24 protein-coding genes, 1 pseudogene and 1 riboswitch are annotated in these 24,236 nt (G+C 40.8%); of the genes and pseudogenes, 16 read left to right on the forward strand and 9 right to left on the reverse strand.

The annotated features are described in order from the left end of the window. Positions 1-14: 14 nt before the first annotated feature. A complete protein-coding gene (locus tag B3H30_RS05455; RefSeq protein WP_070566989.1) occupies positions 15-1,112 on the forward strand; it encodes an efflux RND transporter periplasmic adaptor subunit in 1,098 nt (365 codons plus the stop codon). A gap of 151 nt (positions 1,113-1,263) precedes the next feature. Here B3H30_RS05455 and B3H30_RS05460 read toward each other — a convergent pair whose 3' ends face one another. After that, on the reverse strand, positions 1,264-2,097 hold the full coding sequence (locus B3H30_RS05460; protein ID WP_139145020.1) for a hypothetical protein: 834 nt from the start codon (positions 2,095-2,097) through the stop codon (positions 1,264-1,266). A 488-nt stretch (positions 2,098-2,585) separates the two neighbouring features. Here B3H30_RS05460 and B3H30_RS05465 point away from each other — a divergent pair, with 488 nt between their 5' ends. The 5 genes from B3H30_RS05465 to B3H30_RS05485 all read left to right on the forward strand — a co-directional run bounded on the left by B3H30_RS05465 (position 2,586) and on the right by B3H30_RS05485 (position 5,948). Further along, positions 2,586-3,371 carry a class I SAM-dependent methyltransferase gene (locus B3H30_RS05465; RefSeq protein WP_070566994.1) on the forward strand — a complete coding sequence of 262 codons (786 nt, stop codon included), beginning with the start codon at positions 2,586-2,588 and terminating at the stop codon, positions 3,369-3,371. Continuing rightward, the gene (locus tag B3H30_RS05470) at positions 3,352-3,948 is read left to right on the forward strand and encodes a hypothetical protein (RefSeq protein WP_070566997.1); all 597 of its coding nucleotides are present in this window, start codon (positions 3,352-3,354) and stop codon (positions 3,946-3,948) included. Before B3H30_RS05465 ends, B3H30_RS05470 begins: the two co-directional genes overlap by 20 nt. 73 nt (positions 3,949-4,021) lie before the next feature. After that, complete coding sequence (locus B3H30_RS05475) at positions 4,022-4,945, forward strand: Dyp-type peroxidase (RefSeq protein WP_070567000.1); 924 nt, start codon at positions 4,022-4,024, stop codon at positions 4,943-4,945. A gap of 112 nt (positions 4,946-5,057) precedes the next feature. Further along, a complete protein-coding gene (locus B3H30_RS05480) occupies positions 5,058-5,420 on the forward strand; it encodes a DUF4180 domain-containing protein (protein WP_046675035.1) in 363 nt (120 codons plus the stop codon). A 3-nt stretch (positions 5,421-5,423) separates the two neighbouring features. Beyond that, positions 5,424-5,948 carry a GNAT family N-acetyltransferase gene (locus tag B3H30_RS05485; RefSeq protein WP_070567003.1) on the forward strand — a complete coding sequence of 175 codons (525 nt, stop codon included), beginning with the start codon at positions 5,424-5,426 and terminating at the stop codon, positions 5,946-5,948. Between the two features lies 1 nt (position 5,949). Here B3H30_RS05485 and B3H30_RS05490 read toward each other — a convergent pair. Then, a pseudogene (locus tag B3H30_RS05490) lies at positions 5,950-6,150 on the reverse strand (VOC family protein); the annotation flags it as partial. A 22-nt stretch (positions 6,151-6,172) separates the two neighbouring features. Then, positions 6,173-6,625, reverse strand: coding sequence for a GNAT family N-acetyltransferase (locus B3H30_RS05495; protein WP_201303570.1), 453 nt, complete (start codon positions 6,623-6,625; stop codon positions 6,173-6,175). A 217-nt stretch (positions 6,626-6,842) separates the two neighbouring features. Here B3H30_RS05495 and B3H30_RS05500 point away from each other — a divergent pair, with 217 nt between their 5' ends. From B3H30_RS05500 to B3H30_RS05515, 4 genes are all read left to right on the forward strand, one after another. Next, the gene (locus tag B3H30_RS05500; RefSeq protein ID WP_115050011.1) at positions 6,843-7,343 is read left to right on the forward strand and encodes a GNAT family N-acetyltransferase; all 501 of its coding nucleotides are present in this window, start codon (positions 6,843-6,845) and stop codon (positions 7,341-7,343) included. Positions 7,344-7,407: 64 nt separating this feature from the next. Further along, positions 7,408-8,304, forward strand: coding sequence for a helix-turn-helix domain-containing protein (locus tag B3H30_RS05505; protein WP_286833576.1), 897 nt, complete (start codon positions 7,408-7,410; stop codon positions 8,302-8,304). A 97-nt stretch (positions 8,305-8,401) separates the two neighbouring features. Then, complete coding sequence (locus B3H30_RS05510; RefSeq protein ID WP_286833578.1) at positions 8,402-10,342, forward strand: oleate hydratase; 1,941 nt, start codon at positions 8,402-8,404, stop codon at positions 10,340-10,342. 64 nt (positions 10,343-10,406) lie between these two features. Then, positions 10,407-11,303 carry a 3-hydroxyacyl-CoA dehydrogenase gene (locus B3H30_RS05515; RefSeq protein ID WP_286710387.1) on the forward strand — a complete coding sequence of 299 codons (897 nt, stop codon included), beginning with the start codon at positions 10,407-10,409 and terminating at the stop codon, positions 11,301-11,303. 81 nt (positions 11,304-11,384) lie between these two features. Here the strand turns inward: B3H30_RS05515 and B3H30_RS05520 are convergent, their stop codons facing one another. Further along, positions 11,385-12,509 (reverse strand): serine hydrolase domain-containing protein, encoded by a 1,125-nt coding sequence (locus B3H30_RS05520; RefSeq protein WP_286710388.1) that lies wholly within the window; start codon positions 12,507-12,509, stop codon positions 11,385-11,387. 245 nt (positions 12,510-12,754) lie between these two features. Here B3H30_RS05520 and B3H30_RS05525 point away from each other — a divergent pair, with 245 nt between their 5' ends. Further along, positions 12,755-13,504, forward strand: a complete 750-nt coding sequence (locus B3H30_RS05525; protein WP_201638819.1) for a hypothetical protein — start codon at positions 12,755-12,757, stop codon at positions 13,502-13,504. 144 nt (positions 13,505-13,648) lie between these two features. Here B3H30_RS05525 and B3H30_RS05530 read toward each other — a convergent pair whose 3' ends face one another. Then, a complete protein-coding gene (locus B3H30_RS05530; protein ID WP_286710389.1) occupies positions 13,649-14,173 on the reverse strand; it encodes a DinB family protein in 525 nt (174 codons plus the stop codon). 167 nt (positions 14,174-14,340) lie between these two features. Here B3H30_RS05530 and B3H30_RS05535 point away from each other — a divergent pair, with 167 nt between their 5' ends. From B3H30_RS05535 to B3H30_RS05550, 4 genes are all read left to right on the forward strand, one after another. Next, complete coding sequence (locus B3H30_RS05535) at positions 14,341-15,015, forward strand: response regulator transcription factor (protein ID WP_286710390.1); 675 nt, start codon at positions 14,341-14,343, stop codon at positions 15,013-15,015. 9 nt (positions 15,016-15,024) lie between these two features. After that, positions 15,025-16,311, forward strand: a complete 1,287-nt coding sequence (locus B3H30_RS05540; RefSeq protein ID WP_286710391.1) for a sensor histidine kinase — start codon at positions 15,025-15,027, stop codon at positions 16,309-16,311. Positions 16,312-16,515: 204 nt separating this feature from the next. Beyond that, positions 16,516-17,196 (forward strand): response regulator transcription factor, encoded by a 681-nt coding sequence (locus B3H30_RS05545; RefSeq protein WP_286710392.1) that lies wholly within the window; start codon positions 16,516-16,518, stop codon positions 17,194-17,196. Further along, positions 17,196-18,572 (forward strand): HAMP domain-containing sensor histidine kinase, encoded by a 1,377-nt coding sequence (locus B3H30_RS05550; protein ID WP_286710393.1) that lies wholly within the window; start codon positions 17,196-17,198, stop codon positions 18,570-18,572. The genes B3H30_RS05545 and B3H30_RS05550 overlap by 1 nt, the downstream gene beginning before the upstream one ends. Positions 18,573-18,642: 70 nt before the next feature. Here B3H30_RS05550 and B3H30_RS05555 read toward each other — a convergent pair whose 3' ends face one another. The 4 genes from B3H30_RS05555 to B3H30_RS05570 all read right to left on the reverse strand — a co-directional run bounded on the left by B3H30_RS05555 (position 18,643) and on the right by B3H30_RS05570 (position 23,593). Continuing rightward, complete coding sequence (locus tag B3H30_RS05555) at positions 18,643-20,220, reverse strand: hypothetical protein (protein ID WP_286710394.1); 1,578 nt, start codon at positions 20,218-20,220, stop codon at positions 18,643-18,645. After that, positions 20,220-21,281, reverse strand: coding sequence for an HlyD family secretion protein (locus tag B3H30_RS05560; protein ID WP_201638803.1), 1,062 nt, complete (start codon positions 21,279-21,281; stop codon positions 20,220-20,222). Before B3H30_RS05560 ends, B3H30_RS05555 begins: the two co-directional genes overlap by 1 nt. After that, positions 21,281-22,600 carry a TolC family protein gene (locus B3H30_RS05565; RefSeq protein WP_286710395.1) on the reverse strand — a complete coding sequence of 440 codons (1,320 nt, stop codon included), beginning with the start codon at positions 22,598-22,600 and terminating at the stop codon, positions 21,281-21,283. Before B3H30_RS05565 ends, B3H30_RS05560 begins: the two co-directional genes overlap by 1 nt. Before the next feature lie 222 nt (positions 22,601-22,822). Then, entirely contained in the window at positions 22,823-23,593 is a 771-nt protein-coding gene (locus tag B3H30_RS05570) for a DUF3050 domain-containing protein (RefSeq protein ID WP_201638799.1), read from the reverse strand. A gap of 210 nt (positions 23,594-23,803) precedes the next feature. Further along, positions 23,804-23,897, forward strand: a riboswitch (SAM-I-IV-variant riboswitch). A gap of 66 nt (positions 23,898-23,963) precedes the next feature. On the opposite strand from B3H30_RS05570, the gene B3H30_RS05575 reads away from it, so the two are divergent. Then, positions 23,964-24,227, forward strand: coding sequence for a 5-oxoprolinase (locus B3H30_RS05575; RefSeq protein WP_070567048.1), 264 nt, complete (start codon positions 23,964-23,966; stop codon positions 24,225-24,227). The last annotated feature ends 9 nt before the right edge of the window (positions 24,228-24,236 follow it).

The raw sequence follows: 24,236 nt of genomic DNA on the forward strand, positions 1-24,236 counted from the left end.
ATAATCTATAAAATATGAAAAATAATTTGTTCAAAATATTATCTATCGCCGGCCTGATCGCATCCTTAGCAGGATGCCATTCGGCAGCCGAGGAAAATGTCAAAAAAGAAAGTCCCGAAGCTGCAGCTCCGGCAATGGAGACATTTGTACCTTCCAAACAGAAATTAACCAATAAAATGCAGATCCCTGGGGAAATCACGGGATTCCAGCAGGTCGAAATTTACGCCAAGGTCAGTAGCTATGTCAAAAGCCTCAATGTGGACATCGGCAGTAAAGTGCATGCAGGCCAGTTGTTGGCTGTCTTGGAAGCTCCCGAATTGAGTTCACAGCTATCTGCTGCAAAATCGCGGCTCAAATCGCAAGAAGCAGTTTATATGGCTACAAAGAGCACTTACGATAGACTCTTCGAAACCAGCAAGGTGGAAGGAACTGTGGCTAGACTCGATCTTGAGGTTGCTGAGTCAAAAAAGAATGCTGATTTTGCCCAGTACCAAGCCGCTAAATCAGCCTATGCAGAAGTACAAAACCTCTTGAATTATTTGGAAATCAGAGCACCCTTCGACGGTGTCATCGCAACAAGAAATGTCAATCAAGGCGCCTATGTTGGTCCAGCTGGCCGTGGTTCGGAAATGCCCATCATGACCATTCAACAACAACGCAAACTGAGGTTAGCCGTTGCTGTTCCGGAACAATATTCGGGTTTCCTGACCGAAAACCAGCCCTTACAATTTACCGTCAAATCATTGCCGGGGCAAACCTTCTCGGGTAAGATCGCTCGTAAATCGGGTGCCCTGGACAGCCGGTTAAGATCCGAACGGGTAGAAATTGACATTAACAATACCGACAACAAGTTATTGCCGGGCATGGTTGCAGAGGTCGAATTGCCTTTAACATCTCAGGATAGTACTTTTGTTGTACCGAAATCAGCCGTATTTACTTCGGGCGAAGGAAGTTTTGTGATTGCTGTTGTTTCGAACAAAACACAACGTATTCCTGTACAGAAAGGACGCAGCATCGATGGTCAGATCGAAATATTTGGCGACTTAAAACAAGACACCAAATTGGTCAGCAAAGCGGATGAAGAGATTATAGACGGTACATCAGTCAAATAGGACATCTCCTAATTCCTAAACAAAAGAAAGACCGAACCCATAACCGGATTCGGTCTTTCTAATTTATTCGGTTTTTCTAATTTAAATGCCCATAAATTTAAAGGGTTGGGCAGCCTTAAACAGGTTATTTGAAATGCCTTTTTGACAAGCACTATTCAGCTGCTTTCGGGTCAATTGCTGCTGCTGCTGCAGTTAGTGCTAAGGCCCCGCCAACGATCATAGCCTCCTGCCCCTTTTTTTCCTTAACAGCCAGCACGTCTCCACGCTTATTATACAGTTCAATAATATTATTAAGCGCTACTGAACCGGTCTGCCAAAGCTGGGCAGCATAAAATTTTTGCTCCGTAGTTTTAACAATGGCTTTACCATCTTCTAAAATCGAATAACTTAAATAACTACGTAAACTGTAAGGTGAATCAGCGCCTTCAAATCGAGCAAGTTTTACCGCAAAACTCTCGCCATTCATATCATACATATACACTTTTTCTTTTTGGGATGATCGTACAATGGATTTAACATCGTTTTTAAAATCAAAATAATGCCCATCCACATAGGCATGTGGTGGGATAAGCACCACATCTTTAGGCAAACTTACCGATCCTGTGATAGAACCGTTTACCCAAGTATCATTGAATATAGTGGATTTACTAGCGTTTATATCGTAAACCGAAGCATTCATCTTTCCATTAAAAGCAGCTTGTTCAACAGAATAACCTTGCGTTTTACCATTAATAATCATGGCCGAATTTTTAAGATCCCATAAGATCGGTTTATCGATTTTATTTTCTATTCGAAGGTAAATTCGACCATTTCTGTCGGCAAAGGAATAATCAATTTGTACTGTATCATTATTAAATGAAAACGTTCCCTTGTCTTCATCTTTTTTTACATTCTCCCCATTGAATGTCATGAGATAGTTGGAAGAACAGGCTGAAAGAAAAACAGCACAATACGTTAGCGTGAGAACTTTGAATACTTTTCGCATAAAATCAGGATATCTTAGTGTAATTGCAACGGCACGAGTGCTGTTGTACAACAATATAAAAAACTATTATTAAAAAAACAACGAAACGACATAAAATAATTTCCTAATTAGGGTATTAATCGCAAAGTATCACTGTTTCTATCAAAATAGTACATGATCGTCATAAAGCAGTAAATGGCCCTCTTTTATCGTCCGATACAGCTTTGAAATTGCTTTACATCAGTTTACATAATAACAGGGATATTGCAGGGGGTTAACAGGGGGTTAGCAGGGGTAAATCCCCAGTTAACCCCCTGTTAATACCTTGTAAAAAGATTATTATATCCCTCTTAATGGAGAATAGGATATTCGACTGATAGTAACCATAAACAAATCAAGGAATACCATCAACTGTTGGTCTGATTAGCGTAACAAAAACGGTTAAACGAATAGATTTTTTTTTAACCGGAAAGCAAAAGCTATATTTACAGTCAACTAAACCAAATCCAATGAAAGAGAAATTTATCGACAGAAAAGACCAACAGGCCAATAAGATATTTGAAAGAAGAACATTATCCTTCGATTATAGAACGATTATTCCCTTACTATCTCCTGGCATGGAAATCTTGGACGTGGGCTGTGGTACCGGAACGCTCACGAATGAGGTAGCAAGCTATATCGGCGACGGAACTATAACCGGGCTCGATAATACACAGTCATTTATCGACAGTGGCAATGAGCACTATGGTAGCACCCAAAATCTGAACCTGGTCTGCAGCAATATTTTTGATTATCAGCCTCCACATCCTTTCGACCTGATTATAACGCCGCGCACCATGCAATGGTTAAGTGATATTCCCAGGGCATTGGGCTTATTCAAATCCTGGTTAAAGCCCGGAGGACAAATTTCTATTTTAGACTACAATCACACCGCCATTGAATGGAACCCCGCCCCTCCGGAAAGCATGCTCACATTTTACCATACTTTCCTGAAGTGGAGAGCAGATGCAGGTATGAACAATCGTGTTGCTGATGAGGTCGCTGCACTGCTCCAGGAAGCAGGTTTCCATTCTGTTCAGGTTATCAATGCCGATCAGACCTACAAAAAAGGAGAAGCTAACTTTGATACCAATCTGGCCATCTGGAACAAAGTCGCCCAATCGCGACAAATGGTTACGGAAGGGTATATCTCCGACGAACTTCGCTTACAGGCTATCGCCGAATACAGCCAATGGATCGAGACAGAAGCGACAAGCATGACACTTAAAATGAACGATGTACAGGCTAAAGTATAATCTCCTTTTATCCGTTTTCCTCCTACTGACACTTCCCGGGCTGGCCGTAAAAGCACAGCTCAGGGATACCATGATCAATGTAGGCAACCATAGCCTTCATTTCACTTTAATGGAAGGAAAAGGTATCCCCATTGTCTTTGAATCTGGAGCGGGAAATGATGGTTCCAATCCCGCTCAGGTTGTTGGCACAGTAATGATCGATATTGTCTCCCCTTATCTCATGACCATGGAGCGATCCAAATCATTGAAGAGCGAATATGCCAGTGAACTTGATAACATCAAAAAAGAAAGCCTAGGGTTCTATCATCTCGTTTTAAACTACGAAGCGTCAACGGCTGTTTTACATGAGGTTGCAGGAAAAATCAATGTCCCCATGACTGTCATTGGTTCAGGAAAATCGCCTTTTGAAGAACCCGATCGCAGTTTATTTATTGCTGCCCTTAAAAAATTTGCAGATCAAAAAAACAATAGACGTTATCTTTTGGCTCAAAATGCGGAGCATCATGTCTTTTATGACGAACCGGATCTGGTCATTGATGAAATCGTCAAACTATATCAAAAAACCGCATTCGAGTAATCAAAAAGTCTATCCGTACAACCGATTTTATTTGTAGCTTAGCAAGGCTGTACAACACACAACAACTTATCTTATGGATCATCAGGCCCAAAATGTCATCGATACACCGAGCAACAATACGGTGTTTATGGTATGGAATTTCCACGAAAATGTGGTCATTAAGGATGTCTTCCAACGCTTATGTGCATTGGTTGTCAATCTCAACAATTCGGCACAGGTACGTTCAAATCTTGTGAAAGCAAGCGTGGTATTGGGCATAAGCCACCATGCCTGGAAAAAGCTTGAACTCAACGAACCTATGCCAAAGGAATTGGTTCCTTTCGAACCTATCATCGGTCAAAAACATATTGCTGTGGCTACCCCCGGAGATTTACATTTCCATATTCGTGCTTATGAAAAAAGCTATTGCATTGACATGGCGACCGAAATAGCAGCCTTATTAAATCCCGTTGCGGATTGCAAGGAGGAAGTTCATGGGTTCAGATATTGGGATGGGCGAAGTATCTTGGGCTTCGTCGACGGAACGGAAAATCCCCTTGGTGAGGATCGTGCTTTCTTTGGTATCGTAGGTGATGAGGATGCAGCCTATAAGGGTGGAAGCTATTTATTTGTGCAAAAATATATTCATGACATGAATGCCTGGCGTTCTTTACCCGTCGCCGATCAGGAAAAGGTCATCGGCAGAAGCAAAGCAAACGATATTGAGATGAGCGACGATGAAAAACCGGCCAATTCTCATTCGGCCCTGGCCAATGTCGGTGACGATTTAAAGATTGTGCGCGACAATATGCCTTTTGGGCAAATCGCAACAAATGAAATGGGAACATACTTTATCGCTTACGCCAGCACATTCAGTACCGTACAATTGATGCTGAACAGAATGTTTATCGGTGAACCCGAAGGAAATTACGATAGAATACTAGACTTTAGTACAGCACATACCGGCTCCCTGTTCTTCTGTCCAACAATCAATATGCTGAAAGAATTTGCAGGTTAAAACCTATTTATCCGCTATCTCGGATCATTTTCAACAGCATATCCCAACGATGTGCAATGGATCATGGAATCTGATCCCACAAATATATTTTTCAAACGACACAACAAAAAAAATGGAAATCACTATTATTCAGCTAGGTGACGAAAACATTGCTGAAGTTAAAGGTTCAGGCGTCTTTATCCATAATCTCGATGATGGTCTACAGATTATGGTCGACTGTGGCGCGCAAGAAGCATACAAAGCAATTATTTATCAAGAGAACATCACGGATGACTTCTTCGAACTTAAAACAAAACTTGCCGGTGAAATTCTTCAAAAATATACGCAGTATGGCTTTGACATTGCCATCGTTGGCGATTTCTCCAAATACAACAGCAAAAGTTTAAACGATTTTATCTACGAAAGCAATAAATCAAAAAAAATCAATTTTGTAGGTACGCGTGAAGAAGCGATAGCCAGATTTTCAAAACGTTAAACCATGCGCATTGATTCAGAAAGATTAGCGATTCGGCCCATCATGCCGGAAGACAGTCGGGCAATATTCGGGTATCGTTCAGATAAAGAAACCAATAAATACCAGGGCTGGATTCCAGACTCTTTGGCAGAAGTCGATGAATTTATAGCAAAAAACCCAAACACGTTCAATCTTCCAGAGTCCTGGTTTCAGCTCGTTATGACCGACAAAATAGCAAAGGCTGTAATCGGCGATATTGGCGTTCATTTTTTTGGTGCTGAACACCTGCAGGTGGAATTGGGCTGTACCATAAAAAAAGAATTCCAGCAACAGGGTTATGCCAAAGAAGGACTAAAAACAGTTATAGCGGCCCTGTTCCGTCAGTATCATAAACATCGGATCATGGCCTCGGTAGCTCCGGAAAACAAGGCATCCATGCAAAGACCATCGGTGCTTCGATCCCGTCCTTTAAAAAATTATAAGGTGTCAGGTCACGTGTTTTCAGATAGTCCACGGCATAGTTCAAGATATCCTCTTTATCCACTCTAAAAGCAAAATGTCTCGGTTGAAAGTTTGTTTCTTCCTGCCACAGGCCCAACATATAGTCTTTGCCGGTTCCAATCCATAAAAAAACAATAGGACGTGTCGGATCACGATGTGCCACACGTAATCCCAGTACCTCCGTATAAAATGCGACAGACTTAGCTAAATCCCGCACCTGAATATGCGTTTCGTATAAACCTTGTATCATGAGTTATTTCATTTTATTAAAATTATTTCGATCCATTAATAGCGCTCTCGTGATGTAAATGCAAGATCGGATAGGATTTGCCCATACCATCTACAGCTGAGCGTCCGATAAGCTGATATCCTTTTTTCAGATAAAAATCAACAGCCTGCTGATTTTGCTCATTGACATCAACTTTATACACCTGGAGCTTATCCAGCACATACTGTAGTGCCACAGTCCCAATACCTTTTCCCCTGTAGGCTGAATCCACAAATAACATTTCTAGATTATCATCGGAGACAGCGAAAAAAGCAGTAGGCTGTCCAGCGTCATCGATGACATAGACCTTTAATTGTGGTAAATACTCGGTTGGGATCAGTCTCTTATATAACTGAAGATCCTCCTCTTTCAAAAAATCATGTGTTGCCCGAACCGAATTTTCCCAAATGCGCAGGATTGCCGCATAGTCGGCTCCACTTGCCGCTCTTATTTCCATAACGATTATCTCCCTCTAAAAATTCTTATTTACACCGTATCGCTACGGAATAGCATTCTTATAAAAGCTTCCCTTCCGCTTTACAGAAAGGCAATGTAAGTTAAATTGGAGAACTAAAATCATGAAAAAGTTAAATAAGACAGAAAGATGATGATTTAGGTTCCGATAATTTGATTTCAGAGAAAACAACCTTATCTTGTAAATAAACACATTAGCCATGTACAATACACTTCTATTCAAAAAATATCTTCCGGAAGATTTTGACGCTTTCCACGACTTGGTTAAAGCGGATGATGTCATGAAATACATTACCGGCAAAGGATTGTCCGAAGAGCAGGCCCGGAAAAAGTTCGATTCGATTCTAGAAATCAACCAGGATCCTGATTTAGGATATTTTAAAGTAATCGAAGCGGATACGCTAAAGCTTTTAGGCGACTGTAAGCTTGTTAACTACAAAAAAGATCCAAGTGTATTCGAAATTGGTTATTTGCTCCGCAAAGAACATTGGGGAAAGGGGCTGGGAACACAGATTTGCGAGTCGATGCTAGCCCTTGCCACAACATTAAATCCAGGTAAAGATGTGATTGGTATTATTGATCCCGATAACACCGCATCGAGACGACTACTGAATAAATTCGGATTCAAAAGTTTCTTCGTGGGGATAGAAGACGATATTGCCACAGAAAAGCTGATGCTCAAACGGACAGCATCCGAATAAACAAAGCCCATTCGAATATTTAAAACAATAGGAACTGTATATGCCCAAACCGAACAAAAAGTCAATGAAGTTTAAGGTAAAAACAACTTATAATACACACGAAAGTCTTCAAGATACCTTATCATTCTTTGGCGTAAATTGCCACCGCCCCTATTATATTTCTTCTGGAAATCCGATTTTTGAATACCCAAGCAATGCTTTTCGTATTGATTATTATGCCATCTGTATCTGTACAGCGGGCGATATAAATATTCAGGTAGACAATCAGGAATACCATATCTCGACAAACCATATCCTCATATCCGCCCCAACAACAATTATCCGGTTTTCGCAGGTCAGCGCCGACTTTAGAATGAAGCTACTCTTTTTTGACAAAGCATTCCTGCTTAAACATATTGTCAATCCATTCTTTATCGAACAACTGGGGCTTTTTAAAAATTCGACCTTTACCATTGTCAGCTCCCAAGATAAACAAATTGACAAGCTGTTAAAATTAATGGACTACTTCAAAGAAATTACCTTAAGAACAACACATTTTACAGCAGATATCATCCGCACGATCATCTTTAATCTCCTGTTAGAGATCGCCGACGAATTGGTCTCTAAAGACCATAATACAACGGAAAGTGTACAAGAGACCAACAACCTGTTCTATAAGTTTACAGACCTGGTTCAGCGACATAGCAATCAATACAAAGAAGTACAATATTACGCCGACCAGTTATTTATTTCAAACAAATACCTCATTCAGATTGTTAAAAGAGCATCAGGTAAAACACCACATGAAATTATTGATGAGCGTGTGCTTAAAGAAGCCTATGTGCTGCTCGGGAATCCCGAAAAGACTATCTCAGAAATTTCTTATGAAATCGGATTTAATTCCATCTCAGCATTTGGTCGTTTTTTCAAAAAATACTCCACCTTATCGCCATCAGAGTACCGAAAGCGACAAAATATGTAGAAAGAGGAAATTCGGTAGAACAATAGCGAATTTGAGGGCACAAATGATTAAGGTGGTCTTTGTAACTTTACTCAACAATTAAAAAAACATAAGAATCATGAAAGAAATCACCTCAAAATTCGACAAAGTATTAAATGCATCTGCTGAATATGGAAATGTAAATCATGAACCCGATTCAAGCAAAGAACAACAACGTAACACACCGAAAAAATCGATGCCCTTTTCTGATCAGATCGGAAATTATCAACGCAATAAAGGTATTCCACCAAAATCATATAAAGACAGTAAAATTTACATCGTCGGAAGCGGTATAGCAGGGATGTCTGCAGCCTACTATTTTATCCGAGATGGTCATGTTCCTGCTGAAAACATCACATTCCTTGAACAGCTCCATGTGGAAGGCGGCTCGTTAGATGGCGCCGGTAATGCAACCGACGGCTATGTCATCCGCGGTGGTAGGGAAATGGATATGACCTACGAAAATCTTTGGGATATGTTTCAGGACATTCCTGCATTGGAAATGCCTGCCCCCTACAGTGTTCTGGACGAGTACCGTTTGATCAATGACAACGACTCCAACTACTCCAAAGCAAGGCTTATTCATAAACTTGGTGAGATAAAAGACTTCAGCAAGTTTGGATTGGGCAAAATGGATCAGCTGGCCATCATTCGATTGCTCCTCAAAAATAAAGAAGATTTAGATGACTTAACCATCGAAGACTACTTCAGCGAGTCATTTTTATCCAGCAATTTCTGGACCTTCTGGCGTACCATGTTCGCTTTCGAAAACTGGCATAGTTTACTTGAGCTGAAATTGTACATGCACCGCTTTTTACATGCGATAGACGGATTGAATGATCTTTCATCACTCGTATTCCCGAAATACAATCAATACGACACCTTTGTGACCCCTTTGCGCAAAGTACTCCAAAGCAAAGGTGTAAACATTCGATTCAATGTGTTAGTCAAAGACTTGGATATCCAAAGCAATACCGATGGAAAAGTTGTGGAGGCCCTGATTACAGAACAAGACGGTAAAGAGGTAAAAATTCCAATCGGAAAAGACGACTTCGTCATTGTGACAACTGGATCAATGACAGAAGATACCTTCTACGGCGACAACAAAAATGCACCGATCATCGCTATCGACAACAGCAGCAGCGGTCAAAGTGCAGGCTGGAAACTCTGGAAAAATCTGGCTGCCAAATCCGCCATCTTTGGTAAACCCGAAAAGTTCTGCAGTAACATCGAAAAATCAGCATGGGAGTCTGCGACCCTGACATGTAAACCTTCGGCTTTAGTCGAAAAATTAAAAGAATATTCCGTCAACGACCCTTATTCCGGCAAAACTGTTACTGGCGGTATTATTACCATTACCGATTCTGATTGGCTGATGAGTTTCACCTGTAATAGACAGCCACATTTCCCTGGCCAACCGGATGATGTTCTTGTCTTATGGGTATATGCCTTATTTATGGATAAAGAAGGAAATTACATCAAAAAGCCAATGCCACAATGTACGGGAGATGAAATTCTAGCCGAACTATGTCACCATTTGGGCATTATTGATCAACTGGACGATGTTATCAAAAATACGATTGTACGTACGACATTCATGCCTTACATCACCTCGATGTTTATGCCAAGAGCAAAAGGCGACCGTCCGAGAGTCGTACCTGAAGGATGTAAAAACCTGGGCTTGATCGGTCAGTTTGTCGAAACCAACAATGACGTTGTCTTTACCATGGAAAGCTCGGTACGTACCGCACGTATTGCGGTATATGAACTGCTGAACTTAAACAAGCAGGTTCCGGATATCAATCCCCTACAATATGACATCCGCCATCTTTTGAAAGCAGCCAAAACATTAAATGATGACAAACCATTTGTGGGCGAAGGCTTACTACGTAAAATGCTAAAAGGCACTTATTTTGAACATATCCTGCCTATCGGTTCTGAAGAACAAGAAGAACATGAATCTTTCTTGACAGAGCAGATCACCAAATTCAAAGATTGGTTAAAAGGAATTAAAGGATAAGGATCACAACCTGCGCCATGGTTCCGTGGCGCAGATTTTTACGAATTGAAAAAACAATAACATCATGGACTTTAAAAATATAACGATAGCTGGCAGTGGGGTTTTAGGCTATCAAATCGCTTTCCAAACAGCATTTCATGGCTATCATGTCACTGTATACGACATCAACGACGATGTACTTAAAAAAGCTGCAGCAAAATTTGATATTCTGGCGCAGGCATTCGAGGAAGATCTCCATGCGAGTAAAGAACAACTGGCTTCAACCTTTGACAGGCTCAGCTATAGTTCAGATCTTGCCGCGGCGGTAGCAAACGCAGATCTTCTTATCGAAGCCGTTCCCGAAAACCCTGCTATTAAAATTGGTTTCTATCAGGAGTTAGCGAATGTCGCTCCGGAGAAAACCATTTTTGCCACAAACTCCTCAACCTTGCTACCAAGTCAATTTGCCCAAGAAACCGGCCGCCCCGAGAAGTTCCTGGCATTGCACTTTGCCAACGAAATCTGGAAGCACAATACGGCCGAAATTATGGGCCATCCGGGTACAGACAAAGCGGTATTTGAGCAGGTTGTAAATTTTGCAAAATCGATTGGCATGGTTGCACTCCCGCTGCATAAAGAACAGCCTGGTTATATTGTAAACTCCTTGCTTGTTCCCTTACTTTCCGCAGCAACGGATCTTTTGGTCAACGAAGTAGCTGATGCAGAGACAATCGACAAAACCTGGATGGTTGCCACCGGAGCTCCAACTGGCCCCTTCGGCATACTCGATATCGTTGGCATCACAACAGCCTATAATATCAATAAAATGAGCGCCGAAGCAACAAATGACCCTTTAAAGATCAAAACAGTGGCCTATCTCAAAGAGCATTTTATAGACAAAAACAAATTGGGCGTCGCTACTGGGGAAGGGTTCTATACCTATCCCAATCCGGCCTATCAATCACCCGACTTTTTAAAGTAGGTCTCTTCATAAACAATAAATCGTCACAGCTTTACCTGCGACGATTTATTGTTTATGCTTATTTCAATCCGCGTCCCTCTTTCACTCATTCGCATATACTCCGTTCAACCATGCAAAAGTTGAGCGATGCTGTTCATTCAATACCGGTTTGCTGATACCCATTGTTTTAAGGATGGCATCAAAAGCTTCACCGATCATAAAATCATCACGATTGCTAAAAAGTGAAACCACAAGGTCTTTCTGTACATCGATATATACGATATGATGAAACCCGGTAGATTCACCTGAATGAAACAGGATTTTATGACCTGCATTTTTTTGAATAAACCATCCGAAATGATACGCTATTCCATCCTTTACCGGGTAGGCCATTTGACCGAACAATTGCTCCAGTCCCGGCTGTATTAACCGATCTTTTACCAAAAAATTGGCCCATGTATGATATTCATCCGCAGATAGATAAACACCCCCATCCCCCTGTGTCGCACTTGTCACACTCTGATCGGCAAACAGGTAGGAGCCTTCTGTCGGATGATAACCGTAGACTCGTTCATCAACCGTCGTGCCCGGTTCATATACCAATCCCTTGCTAATGCCTAGGGGTTCAAACAATTGACTTTTGACAAAGGAAGCAAAGGATTTTTTTGCAACATGCTCGACAATCAGCGATAAAAGACAATAGCCTGTATTGCTATAGCGAAATTGACTTCCCGAAGGGAAATATAAACGATCAGTCTGCCGGATATACTTCAGCACATCCTTATCCGATACCTGATCTTTCCGCTCTTTCGGAATAAGTTCTTCATAGTCCCAGATTCCGGATGTATGTTGCAGAAGCTGTGCTACAGTAATACCTTTCAGTGCGACAGGCAGATCTTCAAAAAAAAGGGACAATGGGTCGTCTAGTTTTAAACGCTTTTGAATCACTAAGGTATATATCGCCTGTGCAGTCACCTGTTTGCTTACCGATGCCAGGCGAAAATGTGAGCTGGATGTGATTGCACGTTTTTCCTTCAAATCTGCAAGCCCAAATGCATAACGATAAATAAGACGACCATTTTGGCTAACTGCACAGCTAATCCCCGGAGCTGCCGAGTCCTTGTAATAGCCTGCAATCGTACTATCCAATTTTGATTTATCCATTTTTTGTCCCATAACAGCACTTGTTACACAGATCAAAATAAAACTCAGTTTTAGGTTTATCATATTTTATAGCGCATATTTCGGTTTATATTGTCAGCCTACTGAAAGACACAGCGTATTAAATCAATTTGATCTTATTGCTTTTCAAAAATGTACCCTTCAAAAATCGAAATTTTCTTGCAATGCCCGGGTGTTTTTATTGATTTTTATTTATTTCTTTTAATTTTGCTTTTATGCTTCATTTCTCATGAAGTCGAACTGATCCGGAATCCTTCCCTCAGTTCTTCATTAAAAAATCACGACAGACTATGTTTTTTATTTTCAGTATCTACGACTTTGTATTAGCAGAAAAAACGGTAACCGCAACCTTAAAAAAAGAAAACGCGCCACGAAATTTCACCTTACAGATTATTACGCCAGCCCGTCGGTTTATAGGCCTACCTTTTGGCGGTGGATTTGTTAAACTTTCCAGACTTTACGACGAACAGGGTAAATTGATTCACGCGCGGAATTATTCAGATGAATTAAAAGCCGAGATCAAAGCGTTCAAAAGTCAGTATAGCATCCCCTATTTTCAGTTATGGAAAGGATTTCTAATTGTCACTGCGGCAATCCTTATCTGGGCAGTCATTTATGGGGTAAAGAATAAATTGGGCAATCAACAACGGGAAAAAGAAGTCGGTCAGATGGTTGATAATTTGAAGCAACTAAAGGCAGGTCAACTTTATGGCGCTACTTTTTTTACCGATCAGGACGGTAACAGTATAAATGGACTTCCTGCAGGTTGGATAAAAATAGATAAAATACTGGGCGACACTATTTTTATACATCGTTCAAAGCAGCTCGACACAAATTCGGCACTTTTTGACATGAAGAACATTGCTTCGTTCAGGCCCCAATCGACCGATGAATGGCAGGAAAAAACGGAAAAAATGGATTTAAATCTATTGAAAAAACAGCTCGAGGATGCTGCGACAAAAAAAGTCGATCTGCTCTATATCGGTAAAGACCACGAGAAATATTCAGGTGTTATATTGACGATAAAAGGTAGCGAGTAAACCTTATTTCTAGGTATAAACAACGTATTGACTATTCAGCGCAGACAGATCATGCGGCTAGGTCCATACTTAAAAAACTCAAGATCGGACGTTTTAAGCAGCGGCCGATCTTGAGTCTCTATTTTTAGTACTGGATTTTTTCTTTTAGTACTGGATTTTTTCGTCAATATCGTATTTCATGCCTGGATAGTGCAGCAACCTTCGCATCAAGGCAGTCTGACCGGCAAGATAATCTTCCCGTCCGATACACATCCCAATGAAATTTAGCTTGTCCTCCTCAATAAAAGGGATATTCATATTAATCTTAAATAGTTCAGCCAGCTGCGTATCGTCCACTTGCAGCAAAGCAGCATAGACTTTCGGTGATATCGATTTAAAATTTTCTTTTAATTCCTGCACACTGGGATAGTGATAACTTTCATCGAGTGTCTTTCCCATAAAAAATAGCTCATGGTAAGGATCATTTTCCTGAAGCCCAAGAACATGGGCCATAGCATAACGCACATTTACAAAATTACCCGCCATCCATACGATATGGTTGGTCTGTCCATCAATTCGTTTTAATGCATCTTCTTCCGAAACGCCATCCAACGCATTTAGAAAAATTTGACTGTGCATGCGATAAGCAGGAATGATAATTTCTAATTTTAATGATTTCGGTTTATCCATTTCGTTTTGATTTTTTTTAAACACTAAATAACTGATTTATACTAAAATTACACGTTTCAATAGCGATTACACTTGTCGTAGGACAAGAAATAAAAATGAACAAAATTGATAGATCATTGCGAAATAAATTCTAAATTTCTACTAAATTGAAATTCTATCTTTACCACATGAAGATTTTGATCATAGAAGACGAATTGGAGCTGGCCAAAAGCATCGCAACATACCTTAGCGAGCAACAGTATTTATGCGAATTTGCGCCAACTTTGCAGGATGCTCTGGACAAAATTCAGTTATATCAGTACGACTGTATCTTACTGGACATCGGTCTACCAGATGGAAATGGTCTAAAACTACTCGAAGAGTTGAAAACGCAGCGAAAGCAGGACGGTGTGATCATCATTTCTGCAAAAAATGCACTGGACGACAAAATTCATGGACTACAACTGGGGGCCGACGATTATCTAACGAAGCCTTTCCATTTATCTGAGCTCACAGCACGAATCTATTCCCTGATCCGTCGGAAACAATTCAACAGCTCAAATATTGTTGTGCAAAATGAAATACAGATTGATCTACTTGCAAAAACAGTTATTGTCAATAATCTTCCTATTGTATTGACCAAAAAAGAGTTCGATCTGCTGATGTTTTTTATCGGCAACAAAAATAAAGTGATTTCAAAAAGCACCTTAGCGGAACACTTGTCTGGCGACATTGCTGATATGCTCGACAACCATGACTTTGTCTATGCCCATGTCAAAAATTTAAAAAAGAAACTACAGGACGCCGGAAGTCAATCTTATATCAAAACGGTATACGGTACGGGCTACAAATGGGAAAATTAAAATAGTGAGATGAAACCCCTACTGAGCAAAATAACGACCCCATTTCTACTCTATGTATTGATTGTACTAGGTGTCAGTATTCCGATTTATTATTTTGTAATCGACGGGATATGGAAAAGTGAATTAGACGAACATAACGAAATTATCGTCAAAAAAACAACCTACGAACTGAACAGTTTAAAACTGTCCGAAGACAAGCTCCAAGCCAGCATCGCTTTATGGAATAGCATACAACCTGAAACGAATATACATCAAGTAAAACCGGGCGATTTATTGCAAGATAGCGTGTATACCATCGAAAAACCGCAGCGTTTTGTCGAGCCAAAGACAATTGACCGATTTAGATGCCTATCATCTGTCATTCAGATCAATGGTGCGCCTTATCGTTTTACCGTACAAACAAATATTGAAGAATCTGTAGAAACCATCGCCGCCATCGCCGCAACAACGCTGTTTTTCTTTGTTATCTTGGTCATTGGTCTACTTATTATCTCCAGAAAAATATCACTTATGCTCTGGAAACCATTTCGAGATACGGTTGATAAATTGAAGGCATTTAATCTCAATAGTCAACAACAGGTTGACTTTCAGCAAACGGACACCATAGAGTTCCATGAGCTTAATCAATCCTTATCCAAACTTCTTGAAAAAAACCTGGCCGTATACCGATCACAAAAGGAATTCACTGAAAATGCTTCTCATGAATTGCAAACACCCTTGGCAATCCTAAAAAATAAGTTAGATATCTTATTGCAGTACCCTGATCTAAGTGATGAGCAGTACCAGCTCTTTGAAGATATGCATAAAGCGCTTTCACGTAGCACGCGAATCAACCGCAACCTGCTGCTGCTCGCCAAGATTGACAATAGTCAATTCGATCATTCCGAAAAAATCAGTATGGACTCGCTTGTTACACAAAGTATTGAAGTCATGCAAGAACATCTGGAGCTAAAACAGCTACAGCTGCAACAAGAGATCCAACCGTCGGTGCTGCTGACAGGAAACAGCAGTCTGACCGAAATCCTGATCAACAACCTACTCCTGAACGCCATACGTTACAGCAATGCCAACGATACACTTGCTGTACATCTCAATCAAACTTCTTTAACGGTATATAATCCCGGTTCAATGCCCTTAGATAAAATACTTTTATTCAAACGGTTTTCCAAACTTTCGAAAAACAGCCAAGGCAGTGGTTTAGGATTGGCAATTATTACCGAAATCGCCCGGTATCAAGGCTGGACTTTTGATTATCAATTTGAAAATAATCAACATATTTTTTCCATTCATTTTTAAAATTCCAAAAGTAGTCCTATTCTACGATCAATAACAGACATTAGGTAAGTGATGTCATCGCAGGACCGTGTAGAAAGTTTTATTTGCATATCCGTGTAAATTTAGCTTAGTTTGATACATTTGTAGGGACAATGCATGGATGGCCCATGATTTGGTATCATAGATAAATTTCGATTTATCGAAGTTTTTAACGTTTTTCTTTATATGAAGATTCTCCTAGTCGAAGATGACGTACGTGTCGCAGGATTGATCAAACGCGGACTTGATGAAAATGAATTTCAAACAGCTATTGCCTACGACGGCATATCTGGAAAGAAAATGGTCTTACAACACGACTTTGATCTTATCATAACCGATATCGTACTCCCTAAGATGGATGGATTGGATCTCTGCAAAGAAATTCGTCATATCAAACCCGATGTTCCCATTATCATGTTAACAGCATTAGGAACTTCAGACGATAAAATTGAGGGTTTTGACGCCGGAGCGGATGACTATCTGGTCAAACCTTTTGAAATGCGCGAACTCCTAGCCCGCATCAGAGTCCTGCTCAAAAGATATCAAAAACAAGATACACTCACGGGAACAATTTTGCGTTATGGAGACCTGGAAATGAACCTCCATACCAAAAGCGTCAAAAGGAATACTGTCGAAATCCATTTGACCCCCAAAGAGTTCAAGTTACTCCATTATTTATTGCAGAATCCCGAGCGTGTCCTTTCCAGAATGGAAATTGCTGAAAAAGTGTGGGAAACGCATTTCGACACCGGAACCAACTTCATTGATGTTTACATCAACTATTTACGTAAGAAAATCGACAAAGATTTTGCGACCAGATATATCCATACTAAATCCGGAATGGGCTTTATTCTAAAACAGGACTAATGCGAATCAGGACACGAATCTCCATATTGTTCACGCTGATTACAGCCACCATTTTGCTGGTATTTGCCTGTACAGTATATTTTTCAGCGGTGGAGAATCGGGAAAGAGAATTTTACGCCCTATTGAAAAAAGAAGCTTACACCAAAGCAAACCTTTTTTTGAATGCAAAAGTCGACAAAAAGACCTTAGAAGATATCTACCACAACAACCGAAAAATCCTCAACGAAGTCGAGGTTGCAATTTACGACACCCGTTTTGATCTCTTGTATCATGATGCCGTAGATATCGACTTTGTCAAAGAGACACCAGCCATGTTGCAGGATATTCTCAAAAATAAAGAGATACGATTTTATCAGGAAAAATGGCAGGTCATCGGCATAACCTTTCCGTACAAAGACAAAACTTACATCATCACAGCCGCAGCCTATGATCAATACGGCTACAATAAACTGAATAGTCTATTATCTACCATTTTTTTGGTTTTCATTTTGTCTATATTTCTGATCTATGCAGCAGGAATATTCTTTTCCAAAAAGGTCTTTCAACCTATCCTGGAAATGACACAACGTGTAAAAACCATTTCTGCAACAAGTTTGGATGCCAGGCTTACGAGTAGCGGAAATAAAGACAAGCTTTCCGAATTGGCCAGCACATTCAATGCGATGCTCGACAGCCTCGAGAACTCCTTTGATGCCCAAAAGCATTTTGTCTCCAATATCTCGCATGAGCTAAGAACACCCTTGGCCGCCATGATTGCAGAACTCGAGATTTCTGCCAATAAGGACCGTAGCATAGTGGAGTATAAAACTGTCATCGACAATACGCTCAATGATGCACAGAAACTGAAGAAGTTATTTAATAGCTTACTTGATTTTGCCAAAGCAAGTTACGACAGTTCTGAAATCGCGTTTAAAACCTTACGTATAGACGAAATACTAATTGATGCATGCCAACAGGTTCTCCAGTCAAGTCCAAATTATAAACTCGACATTTTTGTCGATCCGGAGATTGAAGATGAAAAACTTCTATCCATCAATGCAAATGAGTATCTATTGCAGGTCGCCTTTGTCAACCTCATTGAAAATGCCTGTAAATTTTCACCCAATCAAAAATGCCTAATCGCTATCAAGGCGGATGAAAATAGGGTTCAGCTGGAATTTAAAGATGACGGAATAGGCATTGACCCGGTCGATCTGCCCAATATATTCACGCCATTTTATCGTGGAAGCAACAAAGATTATAGCGAGGGAAATGGTATTGGTTTATCGCTTACCCGAAAAATCGTGCTTCTCCATCAAGGCGAGATCACCGTCCGCTCGGCAAAAGGCGTTGGAAGTGTTTTTAGCATTGATATCCCCCATCGTTCCCTATCCTGATAGCATGCTATTTTTTTTTAAGTCTCCTTAACCAGCATATTGTGGTAAAGGAAAAATGTAGCACTGTCAGCTAAGCAGGAGAAATTCTGTTTTTTCTCAACTTTTTATACATGCTTTTCAAGGAAGGCGAAATCAGTATCAGCAAAAGTATGCTGATACTGATCATGGACATGATCTCATAATAATCCATGGCATATCGCACAAAGGATTGGATCTTGACCCGCTCAGCAACGAGCTTTAAGGCGGCTGTATGTTCCTTATACTGCAGTCCATGCTGCAAAATGCTGACAGATTCCTGCTGCAGGTACTCCCGAAATAAGGGATTGCCCACTTCCGTTTGGTCCCTAAAAACCTGCTGGTGCTGGGCATAGTCAAACAACTTGAAAAAATTCTGTAAACCGATACTGCTCGTGTAGCCTAGGTATCGGATAGCAAGACAGACCGCAGCCGCAGAAGCCCCCAATTGAGGGCTGACACTCATAATGCAAAATAAGATGGTGGGCACCATAATAAGTCCTACTCCGAGTCCGTGTAAAACCAAAGGTATCCAAAAATGCGCATCATTACCCTGCCCCTCAAAGGAGAAAAACATCCATTGGTGAAACAGCAGCAAGCAACAATAGCCCGAAATCCAGATCCATTTTACCGGCCTTTGCCCAAGCATCCAATACAATGAGCCCAGAACACCGGCCACGATACCAGCAATATTAAACCACTGGATATAGGATAAATGAATAGGATCGAGTTGAATAACCTGTACGAGATATTGATTTGAGATGGTCAAGGAGAAGCGCTCGATATACATCATATACAAAATCAATAAGCCCAAGAGAAAGTTCCTGTTTTTAAAAATCGCCAAATGAACATACACACGCCGGAGCACCATTTGCCGGACAATAAAAAGAATAAGCAACGCTAGACCTACCCCGAATATGATCAGCATGTGCCGATCGTTAAACCAATAAACTTCTTGTCCATACACCATTAAATAGCCAAAACTGACGATCACAAGGCTATAGAAAATGCAGCTTGCCCAGTCTAATGAAAACAAAGGGTAAGGACGTATATGCCGTATGGAACGCATCGTTAGCATAATGAGCAATAGACCTGGCACAAATGATAAGGCAGCGTATAGGTAGAGCTGATCAAAATTGAATGAATCGATAAATTCGGCCGTGACGAAGGTATTAAATGGGGAGCTGCAGAGTAACATGCCGAAAAAGACAGCGTAACTTACTTCTTTAGCCCGATCGCTTTTCAACCGTGAGAATATCATGGAGATCGATAAGTTTACGGCAGAAGCAAACAACATTCCTTGGAAAAAGCGCAGGCCATATACCCAGCTGATATCGGTGATACTGTACATCAAAAAGCAATTCAATAGCTGTAGAAGGTTAAAAATAATGTAGTACTGCTTGATGGGAAAGTATAAAAAAAAGCGTCGTTCTAAAACGTAGAATCCAACAAAACCAGCATAAAACAAAATGATCAGGAACTGGACATCACTGGGTTGGGCACCGTAAAATCCAGCGGTGACATTTGTATTTGCACCGGGCAGGAAAAATAAGACCATACTCGGCATTAAACTGCTGAACAGGATAAGCTTGATCAACCACTCCGGCACCCATTCTTTGAAAATTCCTTTCACTAGTTCTGATTTTTTGATACCGAAACATTCACATTCATTCCCGAAAGAAGCTGTTGGGCTCCCCTTTGCTTATCCAGCTCAATGCGCACAGGTACGCGTTGTACAATCTTCACAAAGTTGCCCGTTGCATTATCTGGCGGCAAAAGGGAGAATGCAGAACCCGTAGCTGGGGAGATGGAAATAATTTTCCCATAGAATTTTTGATCCGGATACGCATCAGCAACCACCTCAACCCTATTACCAAGATGCAAATAACGTAGTTGTGTTTCCTTAAAATTAGCCGTTACCCAGGTTGGGGTTTCTCTATTGACGATAAAGCCCAAAACTTCGCCTGCACTTATCATTTGACCTTTTTCAATTGTGCGTTTGCCAATCTGTCCATCGTAAGGTGCGCGAATAACGGTATACCCAACATCAAGCCGCTTGCGGCCAACAGCTGCAGTCAAACGAACGCGCTCGGCATCAACGACACCTTTTTTCATGTCCACATCGTGCACCCTTTCCTGTGAAGCCTGCAATTTATGTTTTAACGAAGCCAGTTCACTCTTGTAGACATCCAACGTCGCTTTTACATCCTCCAGCTGCTGTGCTGTTGCAGACTTTTCTTGAAACAGGTAATTGTATCGATCATACTCCAATTGTTGTTTCGTTACACGTGCCTCGCCAGCAGCAATGGATGTCCGCAAAGATTCATGCTCTGCCTGGAGGATTTCTTTTTGACTATGAAGAACATTGATCTCTGCTGCTTCCTTATTGACGGATGCAGCTACCTGATCCGCCTCATATTTATATTCCTTATTATCAATAAGCAATAGGGTATCACCTCGTTTAACCAATTGGTGATCGTGATAATGCACAGAAACCACATAACCTCCTACGCGGGAAACAATGGGATTGATGTACTGTGTTACCTGTGCATCATTTGTATAGGTATACCGCAAGCGCATCCATAAGGTGTTAGCGCCCCATAACAACAAGGCCAACAAGACAATTGCAGCCAACCAGTTGGTGATTCGAGTGAGTTGTGCCTCCACAACTGTTCTTCGTGATTTAGGTTTCATTAGATAGTACCCTTCAAAAATTCGATAAAATAATAATGTTTCTGTAGCGCAATATGTGCGGTTTCAAGATCAAAAAGTGTTTTTAGGTATTGCATATCAGCATCCAAGAGATCTGTAATCAAAGCCGATGATTTAAAATACCTGTTTTTTATAATCCGTGCATTTTCCTGCGCCAACGCCTTATTGTTTTGACAGACGTCCTGCTGCTTAATAGCCAATTGATAATCCAACAGGGCCTGTAACAGCTGATTTTCCAGAATCTCCTCTTCATGATGGTGTTTTACCTCTTGTCGATCCAAGGCGATCTGTGCTCCGCGCACCACGTTTTTATTGAGATAAATTGCCGAGATCGGTATGGTTAATTTGAGCCCTGTGATACTCAGATTATACCAGCTGGGGTTATAGGGATACAAGAAAACCTGTGGATTGGCAAAGGTGAATGTACTGGTCAAACCCAACTCAGGAAGATAATTTGATCGCGCCTGTTTGACCGACAACTTCTTCAAAACCACTTCCTGTTCGGATTTTAGGAGGGAAAAAGCATGGCTTCGCGCTTCGGCAACAAGCGCTTCATAGCTGGGGTTTTCCACCTGAAACTGCTCGGGCAGGGGCACAATCTCCGCAGTAATACCACCAATTAGCTGCAGCTTCTGATTTGCAGCCTGAATATCATGACCGATCTGCACGAGCAACAGTTCCCGCTTCGAAAGCTCCAACGAAATACGCAAGACGTCACTGTGCAATACAACACCCGCCTTATACAGATGCTCAATCTCCTTGAGCTGTGCCCGTTGATCAGCAATATCCTGCTCGATTAAAGATCGGTTACTATACGACAGTTCCAAATCCAAAAAAAGATTGCAAACCTCCAATTTCGTCTGCGCCGCGGCATTCTTCCAATCGATTCTAGCCAGCTCATTTTCCAATTTTTTGGACTCAATTTTCATCAGGTCCCGATGCCCATTGTAGAGATTCAGATAAAAATCCAAACCGCTATCGTACAAGTAGTGAATGATATCATGCTGGGAGGGTTTATTTAAAAGGCCTTGATCATAAACAGGCATATTACTCGCATAACTGGCAGAAGCTCGGGCGGAAATCTTGGGCAGCAACTCCATGCGTTGCTGCTGTACCGCCACCTCAGTTTCTTTGAGCTGCAAATAAGACTGCTCGATGTATTTACTGTTCTGTAGTGCTTTGTCGATCATGTCTTTCAGGGACATGCGCAAAGAATCGAGGGCGAAGGTGTCCGAAATAGCGAATACTAACAATCCCATGGTTAGTATTCCTTTTGCCCAATAGGGAGGAAAAAAGTTCACGTGTGCTCTATTATTTTTTTGCGTAGCAAACTTAGACACTTATTGGAACTTGGATTTCTTCACAAACGCCAATATGTTATGGAAAAAAGACATTTTTTCATCAATTCAAACAAAAAGACCAATATCTGCCAAGAAGCCCTTACAATATCCTTTTTTACAACACATAAAAAAGGCCTTTCAAATCGTGATTTGAAAGGCCTTTCTCGACGGTATAATAATAAATTATCCGTATAAGGAATCTTCTATTGCATTCCACAACTGGATTCTTTTTTGTAGCGCTATTTTACTGATCTCTTTCATTTCTGTCCATTTAACCTCATCGTCCTTCGCGAGATCTGCGATCATCTGCATCGCCAACGGTCCATGCTCGTCGCCGTCAAGATCAATATGGCGTTGAAAATAATAAATAAAGCTGTCCAGATTGGCTGTAGGAAAGTTTGTTTTAATTTCTTCCAAAATAGAGGTAAACATTCCCGGGATAAGATCTTCGCGTCCAAATGTAAATGCTGCGGCAATTTTATGCACCTCGCCCTCAGCAATCACTTCGAATGTAAAATTCAAAAAGTCTTTGATCCGCTTATCCAATGTGGTCGTTGCAATGACATCGAATATGTTGCTCGATTTTTTGGCTTGAGCAATAAATTTGTTGACCAGATGAAGGTCGGCACCCATGGCATCCATGGCGTCCAGATACATCTCAAAGTGGCTCAAACGGCGGCCATCAATGTATTCATCCGACTCCTCAGCCAAGACAATTTCGTTGATTAGATAGCGTGTTGATGGATGCTCACTCGCAAACCAAGGTAAAGTCGTACAGGTCAATTTAATCTGTAAAGCTTTTAGTAAAGACATAAAATCCCATACAGCGTACACATGCCCTTCTGTAAAAGAACGTAGATTCTTGATCGTTTTGATCTTACGATACAAAGGGTGTTGTAATAATACCTCGCGTTCGGCAGCAATGTATTCGTTAATTTCCGCAATTCTATTCATGGCGCAAAAGTATTGTCTTATCTCTGTTTTTAAAAGTATTTTCGATGAGATTACAGTAGCATGATAATTTAATTCTCCAGCTATCCGCTTCATAACCAAATCACAGCCAACAACGCGCCTCGCTTTTGATCGCCTTATTCCTGTTGCTAACGTTCATTTACCCTTAAAAACAAAAATATTTTTTATTATAAAAAATAATCTACTATATTTGTAGAGTATTCAGAATTGCATGATGCAATACCAACCGAGTGCAGGCACCGCGGTGGTAAATTAATACGGGTTTCGACCAAAATAAACGTCACAGAACGATTATTTTCCCAACAAGATCTGGATACAGTTTATGGTTTAATCCTTTAAATTTTTAAATTGTATGGCTACTACAACAAATCTTTACCAACACTTACTGGAAAAATTCAGTTATTACTCAACAGATGAACTGATCCAGCTCAACAATGACACGATTTTAGGACAAGGCTGGGGTTCAGCCAAGGCAACCTTTAGAACAGCTTTGATCAGTACGTTCTCCAAAAGAGGATTGGATCTTTCCAACATCATTTCCAAGGAAGACGGTTTTACCTCGGTGAAGCATGTTCCTGTACGCTTGGAACAGAATGTCCTGATTCCTTTACAATAATCTTTATCG

Source organism: Sphingobacterium sp. UBA7038, assembly GCF_002494055.1.
Taxonomy (GTDB): Bacteria; Bacteroidota; Bacteroidia; order Sphingobacteriales; family Sphingobacteriaceae; genus Sphingobacterium; species Sphingobacterium multivorum.